Annotated in this window: 18 protein-coding genes and 1 pseudogene; 7 read left to right on the top strand and 12 right to left on the bottom strand. The window is 37.4% G+C overall.

The genetic code is table 11. The annotated features are described in order from the left end of the window. Window positions 1-10 precede the first annotated feature (10 nt). The 3 genes from moeB (at window position 11) to QUF19_RS23335 (ending at window position 3771) form a co-directional block, all read left to right on the top strand. A complete protein-coding gene (moeB, locus tag QUF19_RS23345) occupies window positions 11-760 on the top strand; it encodes a molybdopterin-synthase adenylyltransferase MoeB (protein WP_286300100.1) in 750 nt (249 codons plus the stop codon). A 255-nt stretch (window positions 761-1015) separates the two neighbouring features. Next, window positions 1016-3151 (top strand): LruC domain-containing protein, encoded by a 2136-nt coding sequence (locus QUF19_RS23340; protein ID WP_286300098.1) that lies wholly within the window; start codon window positions 1016-1018, stop codon window positions 3149-3151. 11 nt (window positions 3152-3162) lie between these two features. Continuing rightward, a complete protein-coding gene (locus QUF19_RS23335; protein ID WP_286300096.1) occupies window positions 3163-3771 on the top strand; it encodes a hypothetical protein in 609 nt (202 codons plus the stop codon). Between the two features lie 628 nt (window positions 3772-4399). Here the strand turns inward: QUF19_RS23335 and QUF19_RS23330 are convergent. From QUF19_RS23330 to QUF19_RS23315, 4 genes are all read right to left on the bottom strand, one after another. Continuing rightward, complete coding sequence (locus tag QUF19_RS23330) at window positions 4400-5581, bottom strand: EAL domain-containing protein (RefSeq protein ID WP_286300092.1); 1182 nt, start codon at window positions 5579-5581, stop codon at window positions 4400-4402. After that, window positions 5574-6437: a helix-turn-helix domain-containing protein gene (locus QUF19_RS23325; RefSeq protein WP_286300089.1), complete on the bottom strand. Its 864-nt coding sequence runs from the start codon at window positions 6435-6437 to the stop codon at window positions 5574-5576. The genes QUF19_RS23330 and QUF19_RS23325 overlap by 8 nt, the downstream gene beginning before the upstream one ends. 316 nt (window positions 6438-6753) lie before the next feature. Next, window positions 6754-9066 (bottom strand): ATP-binding protein, encoded by a 2313-nt coding sequence (locus QUF19_RS23320; protein WP_286300086.1) that lies wholly within the window; start codon window positions 9064-9066, stop codon window positions 6754-6756. Between the two features lie 34 nt (window positions 9067-9100). Next, the gene (locus QUF19_RS23315) at window positions 9101-9445 is read right to left on the bottom strand and encodes an Hpt domain-containing protein (protein WP_286300083.1); all 345 of its coding nucleotides are present in this window, start codon (window positions 9443-9445) and stop codon (window positions 9101-9103) included. Window positions 9446-10297: 852 nt separating this feature from the next. Here QUF19_RS23315 and QUF19_RS23310 point away from each other — a divergent pair. Continuing rightward, complete coding sequence (locus tag QUF19_RS23310) at window positions 10298-10618, top strand: winged helix-turn-helix domain-containing protein (protein WP_286300080.1); 321 nt, start codon at window positions 10298-10300, stop codon at window positions 10616-10618. 673 nt (window positions 10619-11291) lie between these two features. Here the strand turns inward: QUF19_RS23310 and QUF19_RS23305 are convergent. Further along, the gene (locus QUF19_RS23305; RefSeq protein ID WP_286300076.1) at window positions 11292-13886 is read right to left on the bottom strand and encodes an Ig-like domain-containing protein; all 2595 of its coding nucleotides are present in this window, start codon (window positions 13884-13886) and stop codon (window positions 11292-11294) included. A 70-nt stretch (window positions 13887-13956) separates the two neighbouring features. Here QUF19_RS23305 and QUF19_RS23300 point away from each other — a divergent pair, with 70 nt between their 5' ends. Both QUF19_RS23300 and QUF19_RS23295 read left to right on the top strand, forming a co-directional pair. Next, window positions 13957-14988, top strand: coding sequence for an IS630 family transposase (locus QUF19_RS23300; RefSeq protein ID WP_270000015.1), 1032 nt, complete (start codon window positions 13957-13959; stop codon window positions 14986-14988). Between the two features lie 89 nt (window positions 14989-15077). Further along, window positions 15078-16084: pseudogene (locus QUF19_RS23295) on the top strand (IS630 family transposase). A gap of 49 nt (window positions 16085-16133) precedes the next feature. On the opposite strand, the gene QUF19_RS23290 reads toward QUF19_RS23295, so the two are convergent. The 7 genes from QUF19_RS23290 to QUF19_RS23260 form a co-directional block, all read right to left on the bottom strand. Continuing rightward, a complete protein-coding gene (locus QUF19_RS23290) occupies window positions 16134-18704 on the bottom strand; it encodes a hypothetical protein (RefSeq protein ID WP_286300073.1) in 2571 nt (856 codons plus the stop codon). A 217-nt stretch (window positions 18705-18921) separates the two neighbouring features. Next, complete coding sequence (locus QUF19_RS23285) at window positions 18922-19713, bottom strand: outer membrane beta-barrel protein (RefSeq protein WP_286300070.1); 792 nt, start codon at window positions 19711-19713, stop codon at window positions 18922-18924. Beyond that, window positions 19679-20710 (bottom strand): hypothetical protein, encoded by a 1032-nt coding sequence (locus QUF19_RS23280; protein WP_286300068.1) that lies wholly within the window; start codon window positions 20708-20710, stop codon window positions 19679-19681. The genes QUF19_RS23285 and QUF19_RS23280 overlap by 35 nt, the downstream gene beginning before the upstream one ends. A gap of 2 nt (window positions 20711-20712) precedes the next feature. Continuing rightward, a complete protein-coding gene (locus QUF19_RS23275; RefSeq protein ID WP_286300063.1) occupies window positions 20713-21426 on the bottom strand; it encodes a hypothetical protein in 714 nt (237 codons plus the stop codon). A 9-nt stretch (window positions 21427-21435) separates the two neighbouring features. Continuing rightward, window positions 21436-24189 carry a TcfC E-set like domain-containing protein gene (locus QUF19_RS23270; protein ID WP_286300061.1) on the bottom strand — a complete coding sequence of 918 codons (2754 nt, stop codon included), beginning with the start codon at window positions 24187-24189 and terminating at the stop codon, window positions 21436-21438. After that, entirely contained in the window at window positions 24189-24704 is a 516-nt protein-coding gene (locus QUF19_RS23265; RefSeq protein ID WP_286300058.1) for a hypothetical protein, read from the bottom strand. The genes QUF19_RS23270 and QUF19_RS23265 overlap by 1 nt, the downstream gene beginning before the upstream one ends. A 66-nt stretch (window positions 24705-24770) precedes the next feature. After that, the gene (locus QUF19_RS23260) at window positions 24771-25283 is read right to left on the bottom strand and encodes a hypothetical protein (protein ID WP_286300056.1); all 513 of its coding nucleotides are present in this window, start codon (window positions 25281-25283) and stop codon (window positions 24771-24773) included. Between the two features lie 391 nt (window positions 25284-25674). Between QUF19_RS23260 and QUF19_RS23255 the strand changes: the two genes are divergently transcribed. Beyond that, complete coding sequence (locus QUF19_RS23255) at window positions 25675-26595, top strand: helix-turn-helix domain-containing protein (RefSeq protein WP_286300053.1); 921 nt, start codon at window positions 25675-25677, stop codon at window positions 26593-26595. Window positions 26596-26645: the final 50 nt, after the last annotated feature.

The raw sequence follows: 26645 nt of genomic DNA, 5'->3' as shown, positions 1-26645 counted from the left end.
AGGCTTGCTGATGGAAATACTGTCTGACGCAGAGATGCTTCGTTATAACCGCCAAATCATCCTGAAACAATTTGATTTTGAAGGCCAAGAAGCGCTGAAACAGAGCTCAATCTTAGTATTAGGTGCTGGCGGCCTTGGCTGTGCTTCCGCCCAATACCTTGCGACTGCGGGTGTTGGTAAGCTCACGCTCATCGATGATGATATTGTCGAACTTTCTAATTTGCAGCGCCAAGTACTTCACACCGATGCGGATATTGGTAAAAAGAAGGTGGTATCTGCAGCTGAGTCGCTTCAGCTATTGAACCCTCACCTGACGATTGAAACTGTCGATCTCCGACTTGATAACGAGGATCTTGCGAAGTTGATTGAAGCACATTCGCTTGTTCTTGATGCCAGTGACAACGTGGAAACACGCAATCAACTCAATCGCTTATGCTATGCATCGAAAACACCACTTGTTTCTGGTGCTGCGATTCGCATGGAAGGTCAGATTAGTGTGTTCACTTATCAAGATGAAAACGCACCGTGTTACCAGTGCTTAAGTGCTCTGTTCGGCAACGCTGCTCTAAGTTGTGTGGAAGCGGGGGTTATGGCTCCGGTTGTCGGCATGGTTGGCGCCGCTCAGGCTTTAGAAGCGATTAAGGTGATTGCAAAATTCGGACAGCCAAAACAAGGTAAACTCTTGATTCTCGATGCCATGTCACACAGCTGGCGTGAGATGAATTTGATGAAGATGCCTAACTGTTCGGTGTGCGGATAGACTCACTCGTATCACCTCTTATCGAAAACCTAAGCCTTGACTAAAAGTCAGGGCTTTTTTAGAGCTCAACACCCGTTTCTCAAATCGCTTTATCAATTTGAAATACTCTATGAGAGATTAGTTTCATTTGAGTTCTCATTTTGAGAAAACAATAAAAACCCGAATCAATCAAAATAAAAACATTAAAAATCAACAACTTAAAACTGGCACATAACTTGATTAAGTATCTAGACCTTCCATGACAAGGATGTAGATATGAGAATTACAACGTTAAGTTTGCTAATATGTGCGCCATTGGTCGCCAACGCAGCGCCATTCGATACCTGCCCTAGTAAGGCATACCTCTTTCAATCCACCCCAGTGCAAGTTTGGGGGGTTAACCTCGTTACCGGCTCAACTACCCTGCTAGAAGACGATACAGGGATGAATGCCAATATCAATGGAGTCGGATTTGATTTCCAAGACCGTTATATCTATGGCTACGACACCACCAACAAACGATTAGTTCGCCTTGGACAGGATTTCCAAGCCGAAGTAATTAGCGCTAGCGGCTTACCAACCGACCATACTTTCTATGTAGGTGATGTCTACGACCATGTTTACTACCTCTATCGCACCGGTAAGGGCCTGTTCACTGTTGATCTATCCCCTCTCGATTCCGATCCTAATGCAACCGTTACGGTCAACAAAATCGCAGGCAGCCCAGCAACTGTCAGGTTGACTGATTTTGCCTTCCACCCAAGTGATGGCTCTTTATATGGTATCGACAATAACTCTGGTGGCTTGTTCAGCTTCAATCCTACAACGGGTGCAGAAACCTACATCGGTGATACTGGAGAAACCGGCACATTCGGTGCGGGTTATTTCGATGTAAATGGCTACTACTACGTATCTCGAAATCAAGACGGTAAGATCTACCGTATCAACTTATCACCAGACAACGCAGCCAACATCGCAGCTGGGATTGTTCCAGCCGTTGAGTTTGTATCAAATGGCCCGGCTTCTGGCCAAAATGATGGTGCTCGCTGTGCTAATGCCCCTGTTGTAGATGAAGATTCAAATATCGACTTCGGTGACGCGCCAGATAGCTACCTGACTCTTCTCGCAAGCAATGGTCCTCGACATGAACTTGATGGCATCACATGGTTAGGTACAACACCTCCAGATGCGGATTTGGATGGTTATGTCACACCTCAATCAGATGAAACCGTTGGAGTGGATGATGAATGGGCAAATGGTGGTATCGGTTTTGTTACCGCACTTGAAGCCGGACTCGATTCAAAAGTAGTGATTGAAGCTTCAACAACCGGTTACCTTTCAGCTTGGATAGACTGGAACCAAGATGGCAGCTTCGATGGTGCTAACGAACAAGTATTTACCGACTACCAACTGGATGCGGGTGAGAATGACCTGTTCCTAAATGTCGATATCAACGCACTAACAGGGACGACTTGGGCTCGCTTTAGATTCAGCCAACAAACCAACCTGAGCTACTTTGGTGGTTCTACATCTGGTGAGGTGGTCGATATTCAAGTCGATGTTCTTAATGACGGTGCCACAGCCCGTTACTTCCCAAGTGCTTCTGGTTACGCAACCTTGGCGTATGAAGACAACTGGCCTTATAAAGCCGACTACGATATGAATGATGCCGTGATTATGTATCGAATCACAGAAATCTTAAAAGACGGAAAAGTCGTGAAATCCACCATCGACGGTCGCCTAGCTGCTGTTGGTGCAACCTATAGAAATGGCTTCGCCGTTCGCTTACCAAACCTTGCACCAAGCTCGGTAGACAGTGGTAACTCTTACATGAAACACAATGGTGTCTTTACTGACTTAGATATGGAAGACGGACGCAGCGAGGCTATCTTTGTTGCCGCCGAGGATTTAACGTCAAAAACCGACACATCATGTACCTTCTATCGAACCAGTAACTCATGCAAAGACAACGAGCAGTTTTCTTTCCAAATAGGTATCAGCTTATCAGGCGATGGAATTAGTACTGATACATGGACAGATATGCCTTACGACCCGTTTATCTTTGCAACACCTGGCTACTATCACGGTGAAAATCTACCTCTGCACCCAGGACGCAGTTGGGAAGTTCACCTGCCAGACCAAGCACCAACGGAAGCCTTTGATACCGATAACCTCTTTGAAGCTGGGCTAGGTGTCGATGACAGTAATCCATCAACAGGTAAATATTTCAAAACGGCAGAGAACCACCCTTGGGCACTCATCATTACGTCAACCGATGAGTGGGAATGGCCGCTAGAGTACGTGGATATTGTTACCGCTTACCCTGAGTTCAAACAATACGCTGAGTCCGGTGGTGACACGAACCAAACATGGTATGAATCACCTGCAGACAACCAATGCTACGTGCCATAAGGAGAAACGTTATGAATACTCACAATAAACAATATCGAGAAACTCACAGCGTTGATTCGAGTCACAATCTAGCTAAGGAAGATGGTATGTCTGCACACAGAACTTGGAACATGAAGAAATCGTTGACTGTTATTCTCGCTGTCACTCCACTGATATTAGTTGGGTGTGGAGGCGGCGGTGGAGGTGGCGGCAGTTCATCGACACCATCTCCAGCAACACCGTCGACGCCAGCAGCGCCTTCAACTCCAGTAACAGGAACGACATCTTCAGCGACAAGTGCAGCAGCGGCACCAATCTATACAATGAGTGATGTGGTTGTGCCCGATGGCTTTGATTACTGCTCTGTTGAGCAGTTTGATCTCGACATCGACATCAGTAGTATTTCTACCGCTCGCTCATTTGTCACTGTTTATAGCCGTTTCAGCACACGAGATGACTCTACCTTAAAACCAGACTACTCAAGTAAAGTGATTGCTGGCTCATTAAACAACGGAGTCTTCGCGTCTAACTTTACGGCTCCAGTCAATCACGACTCATTGTTAGTCGAAATTTGGTTTTATGATGGTCAACCGCCATTACAACAAGTGGTATCAAGCAGTGATTCCCAGATCGTTTGGTAATCGGCGGAGACAGTTTGGTCGTAAACAGATGAAAAACTGATTCTGTATCAATCCAAAGTGAGCAGCGATGCTCACTTTTTGATCGTATAAGAAAGGATAGCCACTCAAACTTTCTGATTGATTACATTCACTTTACTGCCAATCTGACTTATCTTTTCAAGATTACCTTCAAAGACTTACTCTCATGAAACAGTTAAAAATAGGTCTATTTATCTTAATGTGTGGTGTCGCTGTACTGTTGGCTCTCACCTACTTCCCTTTGACCTCAGAGACAGGGCAACGTATTCAAGCCAAATTAACGTTTAGCTTACGAAAATTCTGATACCCATGCGATCAAGGTTTAAGCGCATTATTTGACATCGCAGTACCTACTAATAACAACTACAACATCCATAGGGCCCTTGTTATAGGTATAGTCGTTGACGTTTAAGCTGCATAAGCAATTTAGATTATTGGCCAAGGTTGGACTGTAAAAACAAGGTGATGATCTGGTTATACGAACCACATCACGCAGTTAGCTAGGGGTGAAACTGATAAAGACATCGCAGATCCGATGTTTAATTAGTTCGTCCTCAGAGCCAGTTATGCTGGCTCTGAGTATTTCAAAAACATCGTAAATTTAAATGTTTCACAAAGAGTTTTGCAAAAAATAGTTTTTGTCGTTTATCATTTTAACTATAATATGTGGTGAAGATGGAACTCCATGATAAAAGCCTTGTTGATTAAACCCACCAATACCCTCCAAAAACTCACTAGTATCTCTATTTTCAACTCCCTCATAAACAATACGAGCATTTTTCACAGAAACTAATTTTTTCAGTTCATCGAGCTTTTGCATGTAATCTATATGTTTATGTAAGCCCCAAGTGATTTTTTTATCTATTTTTATCTCATTAATCGGTAGTTTTATAACACGCTCAATATTAGAAGCTTCTATCCCAAAGTCATCAATCGATATTTCAAAACCACTTAACCTAAGTTTTAGTACATTAGCCAATAGTTCCTTTTCTATATTTTCTTCTAATCCTTGCTCGGTAATTTCGACAACAACAGTGTGTTTTACACCATGGTTATATATGTCAATTAATTGCTCAACGACATTTTCATCAGTCAATAAATCAGGGGGTATATTAATTGAAAACCTAATTGATTTATTTAGATCTTTAAAATACAGACGATAATCTTGAATAAACTTTTTTATCATTATATTTGTAAAAACCTTCTTCTTTCCTAGCTCTTCAATCACAGGAAGAAAATGACTTGGTGGCAAAAGTGCACCATTTTCATCTGACCATCTAGACAAAACTTCAAACCCATAAATAATGCTTGATGTTGACACAACCTGAGGTTGATAAACTAAACTTATGGGGAAATCATCATCATCAATCTCAGCAAAACATTTATTTTTCGTATGTGAATGAGTTTCGATATTGAATAGAGCCTCTGTTACTAATTGTGAAATTTGATCTGACCATATTGGCTTTACCAAAGAAGCAATTACATCCAGTTCATATAATTTACCAAGCATGCTTACTGAACTTACTATTGATTTATCTAGACCTGACGTAATCATAATCTTAGACGTAACCCCATGGTGAGACATCATACCTAACAACTCAAAGCCATCTCCGTTTGGCATCATAATATCCATTATTATCAAATCGAATGAAACACCATATATTTTATTCATCGCATCAAAAGCATTTTCCGCAAATTGAACATTGATTTTTTGCTCCAAAGACATAACGGCATTTTTTATAACTTCTCGTGAAAGCTCGACGTCATCTACAATTAGTACTGTCTTACTCATCATCATCACCTTTGTAATTAGCTATGATATCCATCCAAGCCCTTTTAGATTTCATTCTCTTTGAATCCGAATGCATTACTTTCATAGAATTATTATCAGTCGCTATGCTTCTATATTCAAATCCAAGTAAAAAAAATAAATCAAACATCTTTTTGTTTTTTAATAAAACAAAAAACTTAGTATTTGGGTTCAAACTTTGAATAAACTTATAAGCCTCTCGCCCCATTGTACTTATAAATGACAAGTAATGAGTACAATTAAAAGTTATAACTAAATTAACTTTTTCATTTTTTGGGAATTGTTTTTGTTTTATGAAATCAGAAAATAGACTATAATTCGAACTTAACAAGTGACCAATTAATTGACCATTCACTGAAACCAAAGTTAATTCTCCATTGTATTGATTTAATATCTTCTCGATAATAGATTTGCGACTAAGCCCAAGCTCTACCATTTCTACAAATATCAAATTATCTTCATATTCAAATATAACATTGATAAAATTTAGGAATTCGCCTAGCAAATGTGAATTCATTGAATTTATAATTGTCGTTTCAACTTCAAAATTAGCATTCGTATCAATGTAACCATTACTATTTAATTTATTTTTAAATCCATTTAAAATGGTAGTCGCGTCGTTAGTTTCCCATACCTCGAAGATATTCACTCCCAATAGATCTAAGAGCTCGTTTTGACGCTTAAGATGAGGAGTGGTTACTCCTCTTTCCCATCGACTCAGAGTAACTACATCTAAGTTATTGAAATTAAAGTTACTTCTTTGAACAACATCAACAAAATTTGTTTGCGACAATCCATTATTAGTGCGGAATGAACGAATTATATCTCCGAACAACATCAATTAATTCCTCTCATTTCAACGTTTACTTAGCTTATTTTTATTTATTTTTGACAGCAAGCTAAGGGCAAGTATGAATTTTATTTTTACAAAATGCCCAAAAAAGCAAAGCGACGCAGCAAACTAGTCCATTAACGCATACGATTATAAGAGTATATAAATTGAATCTGATTTTAAAAACCAAAGAACCGTTATTGACTAACATAAAAACGTGTCAAACCCTGCAGTTCATGGAGACTTAAGATCTAATTGAAAATATAGTTAATATTGATCTACTTGTAATACGTAAACAATACTAATGACGCCAAACTTTCGACTAACAAGAACCTCCAAAGAGAGAACAATTCAAAGCATTAGTCAGAGCCATCTCGTCAATAGGCTTAGTCAAATAACAATCAAAGTACTGATTCATTCGGGATTCCTCTTGAACCGTAGCTCTTGCTGTAACCGCTATTATAGGTAAATCATGTTGAAGATCTTTCAATCTTGTTGCTAACTCTATACCACCCATTTTGGGCATTGAAATATCCGTCAATACAACATCAAACTTTTGATCTTTAATAAGTTCAAGAGCTTCTTGACCACTACTCGCTAGAATGCATTGAAACCCATACTCATTCAGGTGAAATTGTAGGATCTCTCGATTAAACTCAACATCATCTACTACTAAGGCTTTCATTTCCGAGTAATTATGTCTTCTGGTGGTAACCGTATCCCTAGCTATAGGGATGTCCGAAATCAAATTCGCTTCATAAAGGATATCAATAGGCAAATATATTTTGAAACCAGTACCTTTACCTACTTCGCTAGCTACCGTTATCACGCCTTCCATAAGTTCAACAATAGCACGTGTAATAGCTAATCCAAGTCCAAAACCAAATTGCTGGTCATCATGATTTACTTGTTCAAAATTATTGAATATTGATTCAATTTTATTTTCAGGAATACCAACCCCTGTATCATCAATTGAGAAAACTATTTTTTTATTACCTTGATGCATTTCGACTGATACCGTTAGTACTACTCTTCCTTGGTTTGTAAATTTTATCGCATTTGAAATTATATTACTAATCGCCTGCTTAAATCTCAACTCATCAATATATATGGTTGATGAATAACCTATACCTACACTTTGAACAATTAATTCTAACTCCTTATTTACTGCGAGTAGTGAAAATGTCATTTCAATATCATCAAGTAGCTTAGGTAATGAAACTAATTTTGAATGTAAAGTATAGTTTGATGCCTGAACTCGTTCCAAATCGAGTAAATCGTTAACAATACTAAGGATAGTATGACTAGCTGCGGATATTCCATCCAAGTGGCACTTATGTTTTAAGTCCATAGCACCACTCTTATTCAACATATAAGTATAACCAATGATAGCATTAAGCGGTGTGCGTATTTCATGAGAGACATTCGATAGCAATATCGACTTATGCTTATTTGCTTCTTTTGCTTTTTTAGTTGCTATCTCATATTGGTTTGTTCGCTCATCAACTTCACTTTCTAAGCCTTCGATAAGCACTTTAATTTGCTCCCCAGCTTCACAATAAGCTTTCGATAGTTGTTCTATTTCATCACCATTACTGAGTACAAGACTAGTAGCTTTAGTAAAATCTCTTCGTTTGAGAGACCTCGCTTGGTCAATAAGCTTTGAAATCGGGGCTATAAGTCGGTTAATTGCTACATAGTTGAAGGACAGAGATAACAGCAAAAGCGCAATTGTGGAAATGAACAATTTTTCCAATAACAAACCATCTTCTGAAAGAAGTAGTTCTTTGGTTGTTGAGAAGCTAGATCGAACAACAGACTCAGGTGTAACCAAAATTAATCGCCAAGCTGTGTTTTCATTTTTAAAAAAAGTGATGTTGTAAACACCTTCGTCCGTATTAATTGAAAAGCTTCCTGTACCATTCGACATTATTTTATTAGCAACATTCGACATTGGTTTTTCTAATGGTATATTATGTTCCATAATAGATATAGCGTTTTGTCTTAAATTGGAAGCAATCAAATTCCCTTGATCATCCACTAAGAAATAGCGATATTGTAGCTTTTCTATCATATCTTCAAAAGTCAATGAGTCAGAAAAATAATCTAAATTTAATTCAAACTTCAGCAAGGAATTGGCCCAGTGCTCTGGCTTTATATACATGAAAAACTTATCGATAGATCTTCTATAAACTCTTTTTTCTATATAAAAATCTTGATATTTTTTAAGCTTTTCTAGGTTGACTTTATTTTTAAAGTTTTCCAACACGCCATCATTAATAACCGTCTCTACATTATTGTTCATATCAATAAAACTAACATTATTAATAAAAGACTTAAGATTATTATTCAAAAGAGTAATTTGATTGTTACGTAATTCATCCGTTTTTTTTTCATCAGAAAAATCATGAGCAAAGTCCAGAGACACATGATGAATTTCTTCACTGATTAATTGTATATCCTTATTTAAAGTAATACTTTGCGATTTAACAAAAGTCAAAAGTAACTGTTCGTTATAACTGATTATACTTTCTCTTATGTCTTCAAACTGATTTTTTGAAGTTATTTGAACTATTTGAAATGCTGAATAGATAAGTAGGGCCACAAAAATCACTAATATTGAAGCGTTCATCATAATAATTCTATTTTTTAATAACAATTTACACCCCCTATTCTTCACAAAGATGGATCAATATATTAACGCTATCTTTTAATGCTTTTTGTGCCAAATGATCACTAATGACTGAATCATATAGCTCTATCTTTGAACAAATTCTTCCGATGTCGACAACACCACATGATAGTGCTATGCCTCTAATACGATGAGCAAGATGTTTAGTAGACTCTTGGTTATGTGCGATATCTTGTTCGACCTTCTGCAGGCTTCTTATCGCAATCTGACGAAACCTTTTTCCTTGTGGAGATTGATAACTGACACCGATAGCTTTCGTAAATAAATTTTCATCGATAACATACATCATTATTCGACCTGACCATGATAATTGAACTGACATTTTGACTCACATTCTTCAAAAAAATATAGCATCTAAGTATTTTTATTTTACTTACTTGCATAATGGCACTTTCTGAAAATTTATATTAATAATGCCCTTCTATGGTCTTATTGAATAAATGGTAATTTCTAAAACCAGCCACTATTTGAAGTTTATTTTGGCCGAATATTGGATACGCGGCGCTAGATACCTTGTATTTTTAGTCGTACAAATATTTATTTTAAACAGTGTGCATGCACAATATGATTTCTAGATTAGATAATCTAAAACAATTGAATACTAGCGCCACGGCAGATGCCACCATTTGAAACTTAACCTGTTCCGTGATGTTGAAACCATTCGACGACAACTCCATCACCTTAAAACAATCCGTTTACTTAACACCTCCTCGGCTTCATTCTTCAAATAAATATTTATAACTATTTATTTTACGGTTTGCTAGATCAACGCCCATACTTGGCATTCAACAAAAACAATAAAACAAGGTGCCTATGATGAACTCATACCTATTTGTAATAACTGTATTAACGATTTTATTTTCATTTGATGTATCTGCTTCAAAGGCTACTGTCAGGTGGGTTGGTAAGGTTCCAACATTAGATTGTGCATCAAATCCGGTTAGCAATCAGACAAACGTAGAAGAGCTTAAGACCAAATGCCATTCTGAGTTTATCAGTAGCACGCGGCCTAAAGAGTTAACGAAAATAAGTATCATTTCGTTCAATATATAACGTGATAGTACAAGAAACCAAACTAGGCATTACACGAGATGATAACTAATAGCAGACATTGTTAGTGAGTATAAACCGCTGAATAATAGTTCTCAATTATAAGAATCTGGTGTTATAGAAAATGAAATTACAATTACATGAAGGATCGTTGAAAGCAGAGCTCTTTGACCCTAAGGAAAATAAAACCATAAGTAAGCGATTTAGTCGAAGTGAATTCTTAATTTTAAGAGAATTGCTTGCTCATAGCGAGGTACATTTAACCAAAGAGCATTTAACCCAAGTTGGTTGGCCTGATTCTTACGTAGGGGAAAATTCATTAAACATGGTAATTATGACACTAAGAAAAAAACTAGCGATACTTGGTGATTTTTTGGAGATAACCACTATCTATCGTGTTGGCTACAGCTTAAATTTTAAAACTGGTTCAAGCTCCTTTAGTTGAGGTAACAAAACTAAGAGAGCTTGAATTTAGACATGTTCAGATTAAAACGACACGCAATTTTGTTGTTTATCTACTATTATCAGTTCAAATCTACTAGTGGTTTCTCCTATTACAAGATCACCCTGATCTGATTAAAAATATCACGTTGATTAACTGCATACTGTTGCCTTTAGATGTAACACATTGTCAATAGAACATACATGAAAATGAATAAAGTTGAGAGTTGCTTAAGCATAGGGAAGATCTATAAATGAATGTAGGTCGGAGGCATACTTGGTACTTATAGATTAGTTTTCTGATGTTTACTTACCTTAAATTTTGTCCATGTACCGATTTTTACTACGAATCAATCCACTTCTGCTTTGATATGACGCCTATCGAGCCAGTATAACTGCACTTCAGTAAAATGTTTATATCAGCTTTACGACTTCATCTAACCACATAAGCACTTCCCTAACAATTATGACCCCAGTAATCATTTCCCGTATTAGACATAAATGGGCGTATAACCACCTCCACTCATAAAACTTAACGATAAATAAACGCAAATAGTCATTATGAATAGTCTACTTAAAAATAGACCTTGTTATGTTTAAATGATCGAAACGTGATCTAATTCTTTATTGATCACAAAAATGGCCCGACGGGCCATTCAATTCATAATTGAAATATATTAATTTCGTGACACACAAGAGGCGTAAACACTATCGTTCTTATTGCTAGCACCACCATCACCATTACGAATACGCATGAAATAGTTCTGATTAGCATTATATACCGATGACGTCCAATAGCGATACCATGTCGCCCAACCTTTACTTGTATAAAGAGAACCATAAGTCTCATACAGGTTGAACAGTTCATCGTAATCAGGAACGGCCCAATCAGATCTGCCGTACAGGTTTAGTGAATTATAAAACACACATAAGTTTTCAGCTTCGCTGTAAGTAAAACGTGCAAAAGGTACTTCCGCGTCCTGTCCTTTAGGACCGTTGTTGTTGTTTTCCTTGAAAGTTGCAGAGTAACCATCATAATTTAATGAATTTAGGAAGTTGATATTCGGGGTTCCTGTAAATAGTTTCCCATCCGCTTTAGCAATTTTGACACAAATGTTAGTTGCGCTAAACATGTCATCATCATTGGCAGTACCACCACACGTATAAGACGTAAAAACAACCTGACTGACGTTGTTAGTCTCTGTATTCGTTGTTGTAATGTAAGATGATGTCACATCAAAAGCCATATCTGTACCTGGCGTGGCATACGTTGGGTCCCATTTAAAACGAGTTATTTGTTCTCCATTTACATCCGTTTTCGCATCCACTTCAACAATAATTGGAACGACAGACTCGCCCGTATCCGGGTGTAGTTCAGAGCTTACTTCCGTTTGAACAGAATACCCTTCAACCAGATTGCTGTTTTGGTCTACCAACGTAGCGATTACCTGATTACCTTCTACTGAAGTGAAAAATGCGCCGTCTAGTTTTAACGTTGCTTCCGATGAGACTGCGGCAGTTTTTTCATCACCAATAAACTTGATATCATAACTCTCTAAAATACCGCCTACGTCGAAAGTCAATGTCACTGTTTCAGCCTTTAAACTGGTCATCCTAAATTCTGCAATACCATCAATATTTGTAGTTACTGCATCGCTATCTAACGTAATATTTGAGCCAGATACGGATACAGTGATAACAGCATCTGGCCTTACTTCTTCACCAAGTTTCAATTCGACAAATACAGAACCAACATCTACTCCATCCGCCACTACTACTGAGTCCGAAGATGGCAATACTTCAATCAAGCCTTGTTTAACGCAACTAATATAGTAACCTTCTACCGGATCAAGTTCTCCCGAACTAAATGCCCCATCACTTAAGTCAACCCACATAGGTTGTTCGGTCAATTCATCATAAGCGATATATTGTGCTTGCGTAGGCCAATTATGTAAAACCTGTACATTGATGTCTGATGTCATTTGTGTAAGCTGTTCGACTGTGGGAACCGTCCCACCTATCGTTTCACAATAAGCTATAGAGGTTGAATAGCGAAACCCTGCCATATCAATTGCGGGATTGTATGCACTATCAATCAATTTAGTATCATAAGGAACATCTTTACTCACAGCATCCAATGCCGTGAGTGGGCTGGTATATAAATCTAATAAATGTGAAATATCATTCCATTTGGCTGACTGGTTTGGGTCAGATACGCTTACGCGAATCAATCCCATATCGTAAACGCCATTATGATCACTTACCGCAAAACTAATATAATGATATCCAGCAGAAGTAGCGTTAAAAACAATAATTTTGTTGCTTATATCCAACGGGTCTTTTGACGCAACATTAGCATTGAAAGAACCTACATAAACCACTTGATAATCATCTTCGTCATCAGATTTTACATAGTCACCAATATCAATATCAATATCTGTATTTACAATTATCGTGTCCTTGTAAACAATATCCTCGTCAATGGTAAACCCAAAATTTAATTCGTAAGCGACAGCGATATCTAGTACGCCCATAAAAACTAATCCGTTAGAAGAATCCTCTAAGGTGTAAAGTACACGATCAATACCAGAAAAATCTAACGCTGGCGTATAAACAATAACTTGGCTATCTACACTATTAACTTGAACAGTACTTGAGTAATCATATGCTGAAGTGACCTCCGTTAGCACAAACTCTTCAGACAAATTAATACCAACTTTCTCTAGTTCTTCTTTTAAAGAGACATGAATTTCCTCATTTATTAAACCAGTACTACTAATAGGCATTAGTTCTGTCGCTGTTGGTTCAGAACTAAAAGCGACTCTAGCAATCGCAACACTTGAAGTAACACCCGCTAAATCCGCCTCTGTCGACTGAGCATTATGCATCAACAAGGTCGATGCTATTGGAGAGGCATGATATCGATAATTACATACTTTCGCATTAACACCACTAATAACAAAACCTGTTTGCGTGATAGATTGGATTTGGCATTGATTATCGTCTGATAGCACTTCGACATCAGTAAGAGAAAAACCACCACCACTAGATGAAAAAACTTTAGAAGATAGATCAACTTCATAAGATTCGACAAATCCACTTGAAAATGTAGCATCTTGGGCAGAAAGCGTTCCATAAGTGTTTATAGTAGAATCATCATTTTTGCTGGTGTTTTCATCATTGTTACCTCCTTTACATCCAATAAGTGTAAAGGAGATAGCGAGAATAATACCTAAGCCAACTTTTCTGTTGTAGATTCTTGAAAAATTCATTTATAAGCCTTATACCCGTGATCATTGAAGGTGCTTGATTTTCTTTAAAATCAGGATCATGCTACGAACCATGAAAATTACACTGACTCCTCAGCAGAAACTACAACTCGAACAAATGCACGACATTGAACGTGATAGTCGGGTCTGCGACCGTATTAAGGCTGTTTTGCTGGCTTCTGAAGGCTGGAGTCAGACTATGATTTCACAAGCTCTTCGTATTCACGAATCGACTGTTGCTCGTCATCTCAGTGATTATGTTTTCTCTGAAAAACTTAAGCCTGAAAATGGCGGAAGCCAAAGCAAGCTTTCTGCAACTCAAACCATGCACCTAATCGAGCATTTGACTGAGAAAACCTATTCTCACACGCATCAAATTGTCGCCTACGTTAAAGAGACATTTGGACTTGATTACACGGTTTCTGGTATGAACAAATGGCTTCACCACAATGGTTTTAGCTACAAGCAGCCGAAAGGCGTTCCACACAAATTTGATGAAGCAAAACAACAAGCTTTCATCGAGGCTTATGAAGCGCTAAAGGCAAGCTGTGGCGAGGATGAATCGATAGTCTTTATTGATGCAGTTCACCCAACACTATCAACAAAAATATCTCGTGGCTGGATACGAACTGGTCAGGATAAAGTGATTGAAACAACGGGTAATCGTAGCCGATTGAACATTATTGGCGCACTGAACCTATCGGATATCGGTGCAACCATTGTTCACGACTATGAGAACATTAACAGTGAAACGATTGTTCGCTTTTTCTGTAAGTTAAGAGAGAGTTATCCGTTAACCCATAAGCTTCATATCATCTTAGATGGTGCGGGGTATCACCGCAGTGACTTAGTCAAAGATGCGGCGTTTGTCCTGAATATTGAACTGCATTATCTTCCACCTTACAGCCCAAACCTCAACCCAATAGAGCGGCTATGGAAAGTAATGAATGAGAAGTCGAGGAACAACGTTTACTTCAAAAGAAAACGGGACTTCAAGGAGGCAATAGACCAATTTTTTGCAGTGACTCTTCCAGAGATCGCAGGCTCTTTGACATCTCGAATTAATGATAATTTTCAGATTCTCAAGCCTGCATCTTCAAGTTGATTCGGTATAGTTATCGTTATTTAAACTTATATACCCGTGGTCATTGAAGATGCTTGATTTCCGATGAAATCAGGATCATGCTACGTACCATGCAAATAATCCTGACTCCTCAACAGAAACAACGACTCGAAGAGATGCACGATTCAACTCGTGATGGTCCAGTGCGTGACCGCATCACAGCGGTTTTACTTGCGTCTGAAGGTTGGAGTCAGACTATGATTTCTCAAGCTCTTCGAATTCACGAATCGACCGTTGCTCGTCAGCTCAGTGATTATGTTCTCTCTGAAAAACTTCAACCTGAAAATGGTGGTAGCCAGAGCCGACTTTCTGCCGGGCAAACCATGCGACTTATCGAACATCTGGCTGAGAGAACGTACTTCATACCCAGCAAATTGTCGCTTATTTACAGGCTGAGTTTGGTATCCGTTATACGTTGCTGGAATGAACAAGTGGCTACATCATCGCGGTTTTTCATATAAGAAGCCGAAAGGTGTACCGCACAAGTTTAATCCAGAGATGCAACAAGCCTTTTTCAAACATTACAATGAGACATTAAGAAACAACGAAGACCCTGTGTTGTTCATGGATGCCGTTCATCCTACGCAGTCAACAAAACTCAGTTATGGCTGGCTACGAAAAGGCCAAGACAAAGTTCTTGAGACAACAGGCTGTCGAACTCGTCTTAATATTATCGATGCGTTACCACTTCAAAATATTGGCACAACGGTGACAGACACGTATGACACAATAAACAGCGAGAGCATCGTTCGCTTCTTCTGGTAGCTCAAAAAGGAGCATTACCCGTTGGAGAAAAAAGTTCACCTAGTTCCTGATGGCGCTGCCTATCATCAGTCAGAATTGGTGAAAAATGCGGCAAAAGTGCTCAATATCGAGCTTCACTACTTACCACCTTACAGCCCAAATTTTAAATCCAATCGAGCGGTTATGGAAAGTGATGAACTAGCATGCAAGGAACAATATTTACTTCTCCTCGAAGGCTGAATTTACAACGGCTATTAATGAGTTTTTCAATGTAACGTTACCAGAAGTTGCAGGCTCACTGGTATCCAGAATTACGGATAATTTTCAGATTTAGAAACCTGCATCTTCTAGTTGAACGGGTATAACTAAATTATCAATAAACCCTAAAGAGCTGATACGCACGAGACGTAGCTCGGATCGGGATCGTTCCAGGTGACGGTTCTGTCTTCGCCAAGGAACACGTGGTAGTATTTATTACCATACGGCGTCGGCGTCCAGTAAGCGTCTAGGGTCGCCCATCCCTTCGCTTCCCACATACTACCTAGGTCATCGTAAAGACTCTCCAAATCGGTTTTACTTCCTAAAGTCCAATCACTTTTACCGTAGAGCTCCATTTTGTTATATTGAGCACAAACTAAAGCGGAACCAGAAAGATCATAGCGAGCAAACTTGCCGCCGGCAGGGCCCTTTCTGCCATCTTCAGTATATTGATTAGGTGCGTCGTAGTTTATCGCTTGTAAAAAACTAACACTTGGGGTACCGGTATACAGCTTACCGCCACTTTCCACCATTTTGATACAGTCACCAGCGCCGTTTTCTTTATCATCATCGCCGACTTGACCACCACAAAGATAGGCATCAAACGTCACTTCGCTGGTTGATTCCGTGTGTTTGTTCGCAGTCGTGGTATAAGACGAAGTGACATCAAACGTCATGTTGGTTTTTGGCGTCTCATATTGAGAGTCCCATTTAACGCGGACTTTTTGCTGGCCCTGTGTATCGGTTTTTGTTGTCTCTTCCACCAAAAGTGGTTTGACTGTCTCGAACGTGTCAGGGTGCTCGCCGCTACTTACTTCTGACGTAACCGAATAACCTTCTACCGGGTTGTCATAGTCATCTTTTAGGGTTGCCGTTACTTGGTTGCCATCCACCGAGGTGTAGGAAGTGTTGTTAATCGTCGCTTCCGATGTCACACCTGCGGTCTTTTCATCACCAATAAAGCTAACTTCATAGGCTTGAGTAATACCATCAACATCAAAGGTTAATGTGACGGTTTCGGCTTTAAAGCTGGTCATCCTAAATTCTGCAATACCATCAATATTTGTAGTTACTGCATCGCTATCTAACGTAATATTTAAGCTAGATACCGATACAGTGATAACAGCATCTGGCCTTGCTTCTTCACCAAGTTTCAATTCGACAAATACAGAACCAACATCTACTCCATCCGCCACTACTACTGAGTCCGACGACGGCAATACTTCAATCAAGCCTTGTTTAACGCAACTAATATAGTAACCCCCTACCGGATCAAGCTCTCCCGAACTAAATGCCCCATCACTTAAGTCAACCCACATAGGTTGTTCGATCAATTCATCATAAGCGATATATTGTGCTTGCGTAGGCCAATTATGTAAAACCTGTACATTGATGTCTGATGTCATTTGTGTAAGCTGTTCGACTGTGGGAACCGTTCCACCTATCGTTTCACAATAAGCTATAGAGGTTGAATAGCGAAACCCTGCCATATCAATTGCGGGATTGTATGCACTATCAATCAATTTAGTATCATAAGGAACATCTTTACTCACAGCATCCAATGCCGTGAGTGGGCTGGTATATAAATCTAATAAATGTGAAATATCATTCCATTTGGCTGACTGGTTTGGATCAGATACGCTTACGCGAATCAATCCCATATCGTAAACGCCATTATGATCACTTACCGCAAAACTAATATAATGATATCCAGCAGAAGTAGCGTTGAAAACAATAATTTTGTTGCTTATATCCAACGGGTCTTTTGACGCAACATTAGCATTGAAAGAGCCTACATAAACTACTTGATAATCATCTTCGTCATCAGATTTAACATAGTCACTAATATCAATATCAATATCTGTATTTACAATTATCGTGTCCTTGTAAACAATATCCTCGTCAATGGTAAACCCAAGATTTAATTCGTAAGCGACAGCGATATCTAGTACGCCCATAAAAACTAATCCGTTAGAAGAATCCTCTAAGGTGTAAAGTACACGATCAATACCAGAAAAATCTAACGCTGGCGTATAAACAATAGCTTGGCTATCTACACTATTAACTTGAACAGTACTTGAGTAATCATATGCTGAAGTGACCTCCGTTAACACAAACTCTTCAGACAAATTAATACCAACTTTCTCTAGTTCTTCTTTTAGAGAGACATGAATTTCCTCATTTATTAAACCAGTACTACTAATAGGCATTAGTTCTGTCGCTGTTGGTTCAGAACTAAAAGCGACTCTAGCAATCGCAACACTTGAAGTAACACCCGCTAAATCCGCCTCTGTCGACTGAGCATTATGCATCATCAAGGTCGATGCTATTGGAGAGGCATGATATCGATAATTACATACTTTCGCATTAACACCACTAATAACAAAACCTGTTTGCGTGATAGATTGGATTTGGCATTGATTATCGTCTGATAACACTTCGACATCAGTAAGAGAAAAACCACCACCACTAGATGAAAAAACTTTAGAAGATAGATCAACTTCATAAGATTCAACAAATCCAGTCGAAAATGTAGCATCTTGGGCAGAAAGCGTTCCATAAGTCTTTATAGTAGAATCATCATTTTTGCTGGTGTTTTCATCATTGTTATCACCTTTACATCCAATAAGTGTAAAGGAGATAGCGAGAATAATACTTAAGCTAACCTTTCTGTTGTAGATTCTTGAAAAATTCATTTATAACTCTTAGTTATCATTATTTAAACTTATAACTAGACTATCAATAAACCTAAAAAAGGTATTGAGCAACTAAAATGAAAGAAAACACCAAATGCCTACACGTTAGACTCATAAATGAAATTGATACGTCAGAATAATAAAACTCATTATTACTTTGCGTACAAATCCCTCTATACATACAAAGCTATCTATAAAGAAAACACTATCAGTTGACCTAATGACAGAGTTTTTTAGGATGATTGATTACAATCAATTCTCCAGGATAGATTAAATTGATGTTTCTATCATAAAACTTGGGGTTATGATGAATCAACTCCTCGATAGTCAGTCCATAAATTCTAGAAATTTTCAGAAGATAATCGTCTTTCCTGACTTTGTATATACTAGATATTACTTGACAATGTTCATAATCAACACCGGTAGTGTTATTTTTAACAATTTCTGGCTTAACCTCTTTTTCTTCTTCAACCGCGGTTATAGGGCTAATTTGGAGATTATTATCACCTTGTCCGAATTTATATCCTATCATGACATTAAATGAATACAATTCATCATACTTTAGATCCATATCAAAAATCCCTTGATAACCCACATCAGCATACCAATTTCGATCTATCTTATATTTAATCCCCAACTTTGCTGTAGGATTGAATGTCTTTTCCATAAAAGCATTACCTCCACCAATGTATACAGAAGCAAACTCGCTAATAGGATATAACAAAGATAGCTCAACAAGAAAAGGAGCGATATTTTCTTGTTCTTGATAAAAATCACTATACCCGAAATCTAACTGTAAATGCTTGCTCATATTATATCCAAGCATGGCTTTATACCCAAGAGCCTCAGTTTCTTCCTCGTTGTCATCTAATAACGACAATGTACTGCCCACCGAAATATGATAAGGCAATTCATTAGAATATGCGCATGCAGGTAAATAAAGTGTAACAATAAATACAAACATTTTAATCATGCTATATGCTCGGTTCCAAAATAATAGTAACTTCATCAAAATACTCTCCAGATAAGATATTTTCCCCATTAACATCGTAATCAAACTCTAACGAAAACCCTATATTTGTTTGAGCTCCTGAACCTTCCCCTATTGATACATCGTTGTTAAATAGGATGCCATCTCTAACCAAATTCATTGAACTACACTGTACACAGTTGATACTATATGGAATAGTAACACTAGGTTCAGAAGAATTGACCAATTCATACTCTTGATTTGGTAAAGTTAATATAATTCCATCGTCAAAATACCCAAAAGCATTAATATCAAACGAGGTATTGGAAGTAACTCTTCTATTGGTTGTGTCATATAGTGGTATCATTACTCCATCGCCAATTACATCGATACTGTCTAATTGAACAGGACTATACTTAAAACTAAAAATAATCACTTCATTGATATTTCGAAATGTCGTTATAGAATTATTTTCGTAGTAGTAACGTATGATGATAGGAACTGACGCTGAGTATGTACCTTCAGGAAGACCTTTCAATGCGCTAATAACATCATCATCATCAAGTCCAAACATCGGCCTTAAAAAAATGAATGGACTAGAATTGGTAGCATTTATGAGTTTTGTAGTTGAAATACAATTGGAACCTTCTACGGTTATGATTGGCAGGGTTACTTCATCCAAAGTGCACCCTCCTCCAAGGCTGTTTCCACCTATATCCAAAGCATATTCAATACCTGACGTATTGTATTGAACGCCTGATACATTAATAGGAATAGGATTAGATTGACCTCCGCCTCCCCAAAGGATCATAGTATTCGCCGGTGTTGCGGCAAAAGTGGCTGCTGACCATGCTGCGACAGATTGAATTGAAGGAGGTGTCCCCCATTCGCTAGGAACCATTTTCCCATAACTTTGCGTTACATTATCCCAGATAACACTGCTAGAATTGACATCAGCTCTTATATTAAATGAGGCATAGGTAACATTTGGAACAAACAGGAAGCTTACTATCAGAAAATAAAAACATCTGCGCATTGTTATCTCCCCTTCAGCACTGAAATCGACTTTGAGTAACTTCTATCATGAGAATTTACAGTAATATTTAGTTCGTCACTCTGCATTGCTTCAGTCAAAGGGAAGGTCTTATTTCTACCAGCAACTACAGTGAATTTTTGCTTACATTGTATTGAATTTTTGCTATCACAAGAATCGAGGTACAAATTCAATAATGTGTTGCTTTTATTATTTACAATCATAGTAGCCCCTTTATTTAAAATTTCGTACGAATATACTGGCTTACTCGTTGGTATGATGTATATGGGAGCAAAACCATAATTAATTTCAACACCACTAGTTTCCTGCTCTTCTGTTCGATACTTACTAGGAGAAAAAGGTAACATAAACATCAAATCTCGACTGTCGTCACATGTTGTATTATGACACAGGCTTCTAATACCAATATCTTTTTCCTCTCCAGGTGCCAAAATCAGTTTTTGATTAGTCAACGATATTTTCCATTCATCAAGGTTATTACGATCATACTTTTTCTTAACTATATCATTGCCATCTACCTTTAACTCTTCAATTTCGGAGAGTATAAACAATGGGTCCTCTTCATCATTAGTCAGAGTAATGACACCGTTTCCTTTCTGATCAGAGACGAGAACCATCTTATCTACTCTAAATGCATAAGATTGGGTAGATAACAACGAAAATAGTAAAGATGTTACAACTGATTTCTTGAGTTTCATATGAATACCTTATTTAACTAACACTAATGGATAGGTGATTGAATTTATTTTTTTCGTTGTTCTAGCCAGTGACTTTATTTTTGATATTTCATTTTTATTTCTTTCAACCATTTTCTCCATTTCAATAGACTTGAGTACTGTTATATATACTGCTTTCAAATTGCCAATGTCTTTCTTAATAACTCTATAGCCAAGTCGTTCTAGTTGATACACTGCATCGTCTAACGTATTGGAATTTTCATAAGTACCCAAGAACATCGCCTTTATTTTTTGTTCATTCATTGTTATAAGGTGAATTTCATTATCAGATCCAATAGGCAAACAGTAGTTATTACCAAAGTTCATTTGATCTGTAGACGTCAGTTCGTAAGGCAATAAGCATTGATTATCATTAGAGGAAAGTTCAAAATCCAACCCTTCAAGAACAGTGACTCTATAAACACCATCTGTCATTTCGTTAACTTCAATACAACCCTCACCACGACATTCAATATCTACAAGAGGTCTTTCAGTAATATCGCTGAACGCGCTTACAAAAGATACAATTCTACTGACTTTTGGTGTCATAGAAGCTACAGTACCAGGATGCGAATATACGTTAACTTTATTTTCACCAGAGTTATATAAGTCTACACTTTCCGAATCAAAAGTAGCTTCATAAGATTTGTAACTGTTAAGGGGAACAATGGTTTCATTGTCATAGACAATAAACTGGCTATTATTCTTCCCTTCTTGTTTTAACGTAAAGTAACCTTTTTCTTCAATATTGCTATCGATACTATTCACTTCGTTTACATCAACTAACGCATATGCAGATGAAGATTTATTCGTCAAATAAAAGTCATCTTCAGTTATGATTTGTGTACTAGACAGGCCAGCATTAATACCTTGTATGCCATTTGTAGATTTATGGGCAGATGCATTGATTCTTGCATATGAAGTATATCCACTCGTTGATAACAAAGCATCCTGATACATTAAACTTTGCTGGCGATCGTAAGTATTACTCGCCTCCAATGAAGTTGAAAACGAATCTGACGCAATTAATCTATTTTTTCGCATGGTCGTTTTGAACTGACTAACCCCTGATTTGTTAGAGGTTACCCCTGTAATGACATCAATTGTGCTTGATAAAGGTATACTCCACAAAATATTAAATGACGTATCGTCGTTAATATCAGAGTAATCTATGTTTAGATTAACTTGGGAATCTAAAATTGCTGGTGTACTATACCCAACAGAGACAAACTGTTGTTGTTCGTTATTACCTAGGCTTGGGTCTAACATTTTCTCATTGTAGAGAGAGTAGACTGCATATATTGTTTTCCCACGTCCAAAGCCGTAAGACGAATTCAATGAAAAACGAGAGTAGTCTGAATATCCATACAAATAGGAAGCAACAGAATCTCCATTTTCGTTATCTAATGATTCATAAGATAGACTTAAGCTTGATATACCAACATTTGCATTAATATGCGACGCGTCATCGAATTGGCTATAAACCACTTCACTGTTAAGTCCAAATTCAAGCAAGCTGTAAACCCCACCTAAACTATACATTGTACCTTGCTCAGTAATTAAACCACCAAGCCCTAATTGTAATGAACGTGTCAATTGATAGTTAAACAACCCTTTACCATAGAAATCATCTTCTACGTCTAGAATATCTGAACCAGAATAATCATAATGACTACCAGAAAAGGAACCTGTCGTTATAGCGAAATCAATATCACCAGTTGCTAGTGTGTCATTTTTTGTGTTATACACTTGGTAGTTTTGTGTATTCACGACCTGCCCACCACTTGAGACTTCAAGGACAACTTCATAGCGACCAGAGGGTAATGCGTTGTAAGATATCGAATTTTCCCCTTCAGAAACATTATTTTGATATATTAACCTTTCGTCTCGATAGAGCTGAACCGTGCCACTCGTTGGGACATAGAAGCTAAGAATTTTGTCACTGTTTTGACCGCCCATTAACAACTTTTCTGATGTGCCAACTGTAATTGAATTTTGTCCTAGACGTGTAGTATTATTCAAATAATCTGTTGAGTTTACTCTTGGATCAAATTCGAAATGTCCAATTTTTGCTGTAAACGCATCTATATCTAAGTGATATGCGGCTTCATATAAATCTGAACCAGATTCACTATTATTGATATTAAAATCACTTTTAATGTAGCCATAAGGTAGGCCTAATATAGTTTGGTCATTCAATGATATATTTGAGTTTTGATCACTATAGTCACTAACGTATAGATCAAACGAATTTATCAAGCCATTATATTGGCTTATTGAGGAGTGATACTTTTGATCTGCTATGTTATCTACAAATGACAAAACCTTTGGTGAAACAAATAGATACATTTCTTGATCATTATAATTATGAACTATTTCGAATTTCTCAGGATAAATCTCACACTCATCTAGCTTACCAAGACATTGAGAACCATCTTCGATTCCCCGCAACAACTCTTCTATGATCTCTTGTCTATAATCTACGTCGATTGAATTCATTTCTAAATAATTAGACACACGTTCAATTGCATCTTTATTTTTTGAGTCTAACTTTAGGATATTAAAAGAAGTTAAAAATGGAATTGGAGTCGTCAATGTACCATCAAGATTTCTTACTCTTACCATAGATTCCTTTATTTCAAATAATTCTTCAAACCCTGGTGGTATATTAGATGAAAATGAAAAGCTAGAGTAAATTTGGAATGTAAACACGATGAAAAAGGTAATATTTTTTGAATAAAACATTATATATCTACCTCTATGTTAAGTTCAATTTCACCATTACACCTGTCTGGCTTATTTAATGAAATTATTTGGTCAAAAGGTTTAAAGGTCAGATCTATACTATGTTCGCTGCGTTTATTTATTCCATCATTATTATTGAAATCAAAAAATGATAGAGAACCACCTTCAACAATAATTTTATCATCTATAGTCAGACTAACAAACTCGTCTTGCTGACTAACATTTCCCGAATAATCAATGCAGCTAGCATCATTCTTAACTAAACTTATCAGATAAGGTATGCCCACAATTTCTTTAGGTATATCCGTTTCAACAATTAACATCGTGTTAGTGTCAGAAAATTTGGTTTTGTCATCTGTTGGTATTAGGTCTAGAGTAGACGGGACAAATTCAACTGACTTGATTGCGTTGGTATAGATATTGCTAATATCTATACTCGTAGTTATATTTAGAACTTTAAAGGCCGCATTTACATTAAAACTAATAACTAATAGACATATAATTTTCATTTTCATTTTTGGCACCAACGGAAAAAACAAAGGCTCGCTATTGCTAACGAGCCTTTAAACTCTATTTTATAATTAGATAATTGAAGCCAACACAGATAGAGATGCCTGAACGCTAGCACCACCAACCTCAGAAGCTGGAAGTACAGCTGTTTGGCTAACTTTTGTAGAGATTGTGTCTACACTTGCAATGTCTTCGCCAACCGTTGCTGGAGCACCGTTAATTTCAACAGTAACCACTTGAGCTGGGTTAGCAATACCGTCATAACTAACGGTCGCATCTGTAAGAGTCCAGTTAGCTAACGTAAGTACACCAACTGTTGGTGCATCTGCATCATCACTATCATTGACGTGAGCTTCAAGAACAATAGAATCTGATGTAAAAACACCATCACTATCAGCACTAATTGTGCCAGTCAAAGCAGACATATCGCCAGCAAAACCCGTAATAACTAACGTATCAGATGCATTAGATGTTGGAACAATACCACTCCAAACAACCGTTGCATTTGCTGCCATCGCACCAGCGCTTACACCCATTCCCATTAGTAGAGCAGCCGTCAAAGCACATTTTTTAAAATTGTTCATTATTAATTCCTTTAAGATAATTACTATTAAAATATTTTTATATATTTATATTCGCAGTAACACTGAAATTTCCTTGCAGCGATGCGATGAGATGCATTATGCGTAACCAAGAAAGATTAATATTGAGCATTTTAAAATTTGCATTTATCACTATGCTTACAATGAGAATGAACCCTGAATAATTCATGATAAATCGGCTAAAAATATGGTACTAGTTACGTTACTCTAATATGAAACTATATGCTAAAATAAAACTGTTTAGTCTGAGTTAGCTAAGCTACAAAATAATCTATGGACTTTCATGAATTACGAGAGACATTAAATACCACTTGTAATATATTTATTTTTCCTATTAAAAACAAATACTAACTTAAAAGTACTGGAGAAAGTAATGGCTATATCGTTCGCACGCTATTTACAAAATATGAGAAAGGAACAAAACTTAACTCAACAAGAGGTACTAGAGTTCTTAGTAAAATCAAACACAATCTTTACAAAATTAGATCTGACTACGCTTAGTCGTTGGGAGCGAGGAGTAACAGTACCAAAGCTTACAAAACAGCTCCTCGTTGCAAGGTGTTTTGGTACAGATGTAGCTCAGCTAATTGATCCAATAAAAAATATATCAGTGAAGAAGAAGAAGATTCTTAGCCACGCAAGTGATCGTACACTTAACCCTTATTCATCTAAATCCACAAGTTTTAGCATGCGACATTACTCTTCCTTGGATGACGAAAACGAACTTTGCGAACTTTTGCAAGTGTTTCATTTTGACTATTTAGGTATTGATATCGATATCGATATGCTTAAGAAGAGGAACTTGCTGATCAACACATTTATTGATCAAACCGATAATTTGATTGGTCACTTACTTTATGGGTTTGTCCCTTCCAAGACTGAAGAGTCTCAACTTAATCCTAATAACTTGTCGGAGTGCACACTGATCGCACAAAACATTCCTGAAGAAGAACCAATTAATATGTATCTTATATCAGGTTACAGTTTTCTCTCCACGCCTCGAATGGTCATAATACTTAATGTAATTAATATTTTACGTAAAAATACCGCTATCAAATACCTGTATGTTAACTGTCATAATCAGTTTTTTTTCGACCTTTATAGCTCCAATGTAGAATTCGATGTTGTTTCCAAAGGAAACCTTGTTCCGTTTGGAGGCGTGAAGCTTTTTGGTAAGCACTATAGCTATGTACAACTTAAATTAAATGCTCACGATATTCTCGCTTCCAAAGTAATTGCAGACCTCGTCCCTTTTACTGATGAATACTTGCAAGATTTGCTAGACAAAGATTAGGACAAAAAGTCGGCTTTGTTGCGTAATTCCATTTAGAGACAAAGCCGCCC

This window comes from Vibrio sp. FE10, assembly GCF_030297155.1.
Classification (GTDB): Bacteria; Pseudomonadota; Gammaproteobacteria; order Enterobacterales; family Vibrionaceae; genus Vibrio; species Vibrio apostichopi.
The sequence above is the reverse complement of the archived record's forward strand: the minus strand, read 5'-3'. Positions and strand labels throughout refer to the sequence as shown.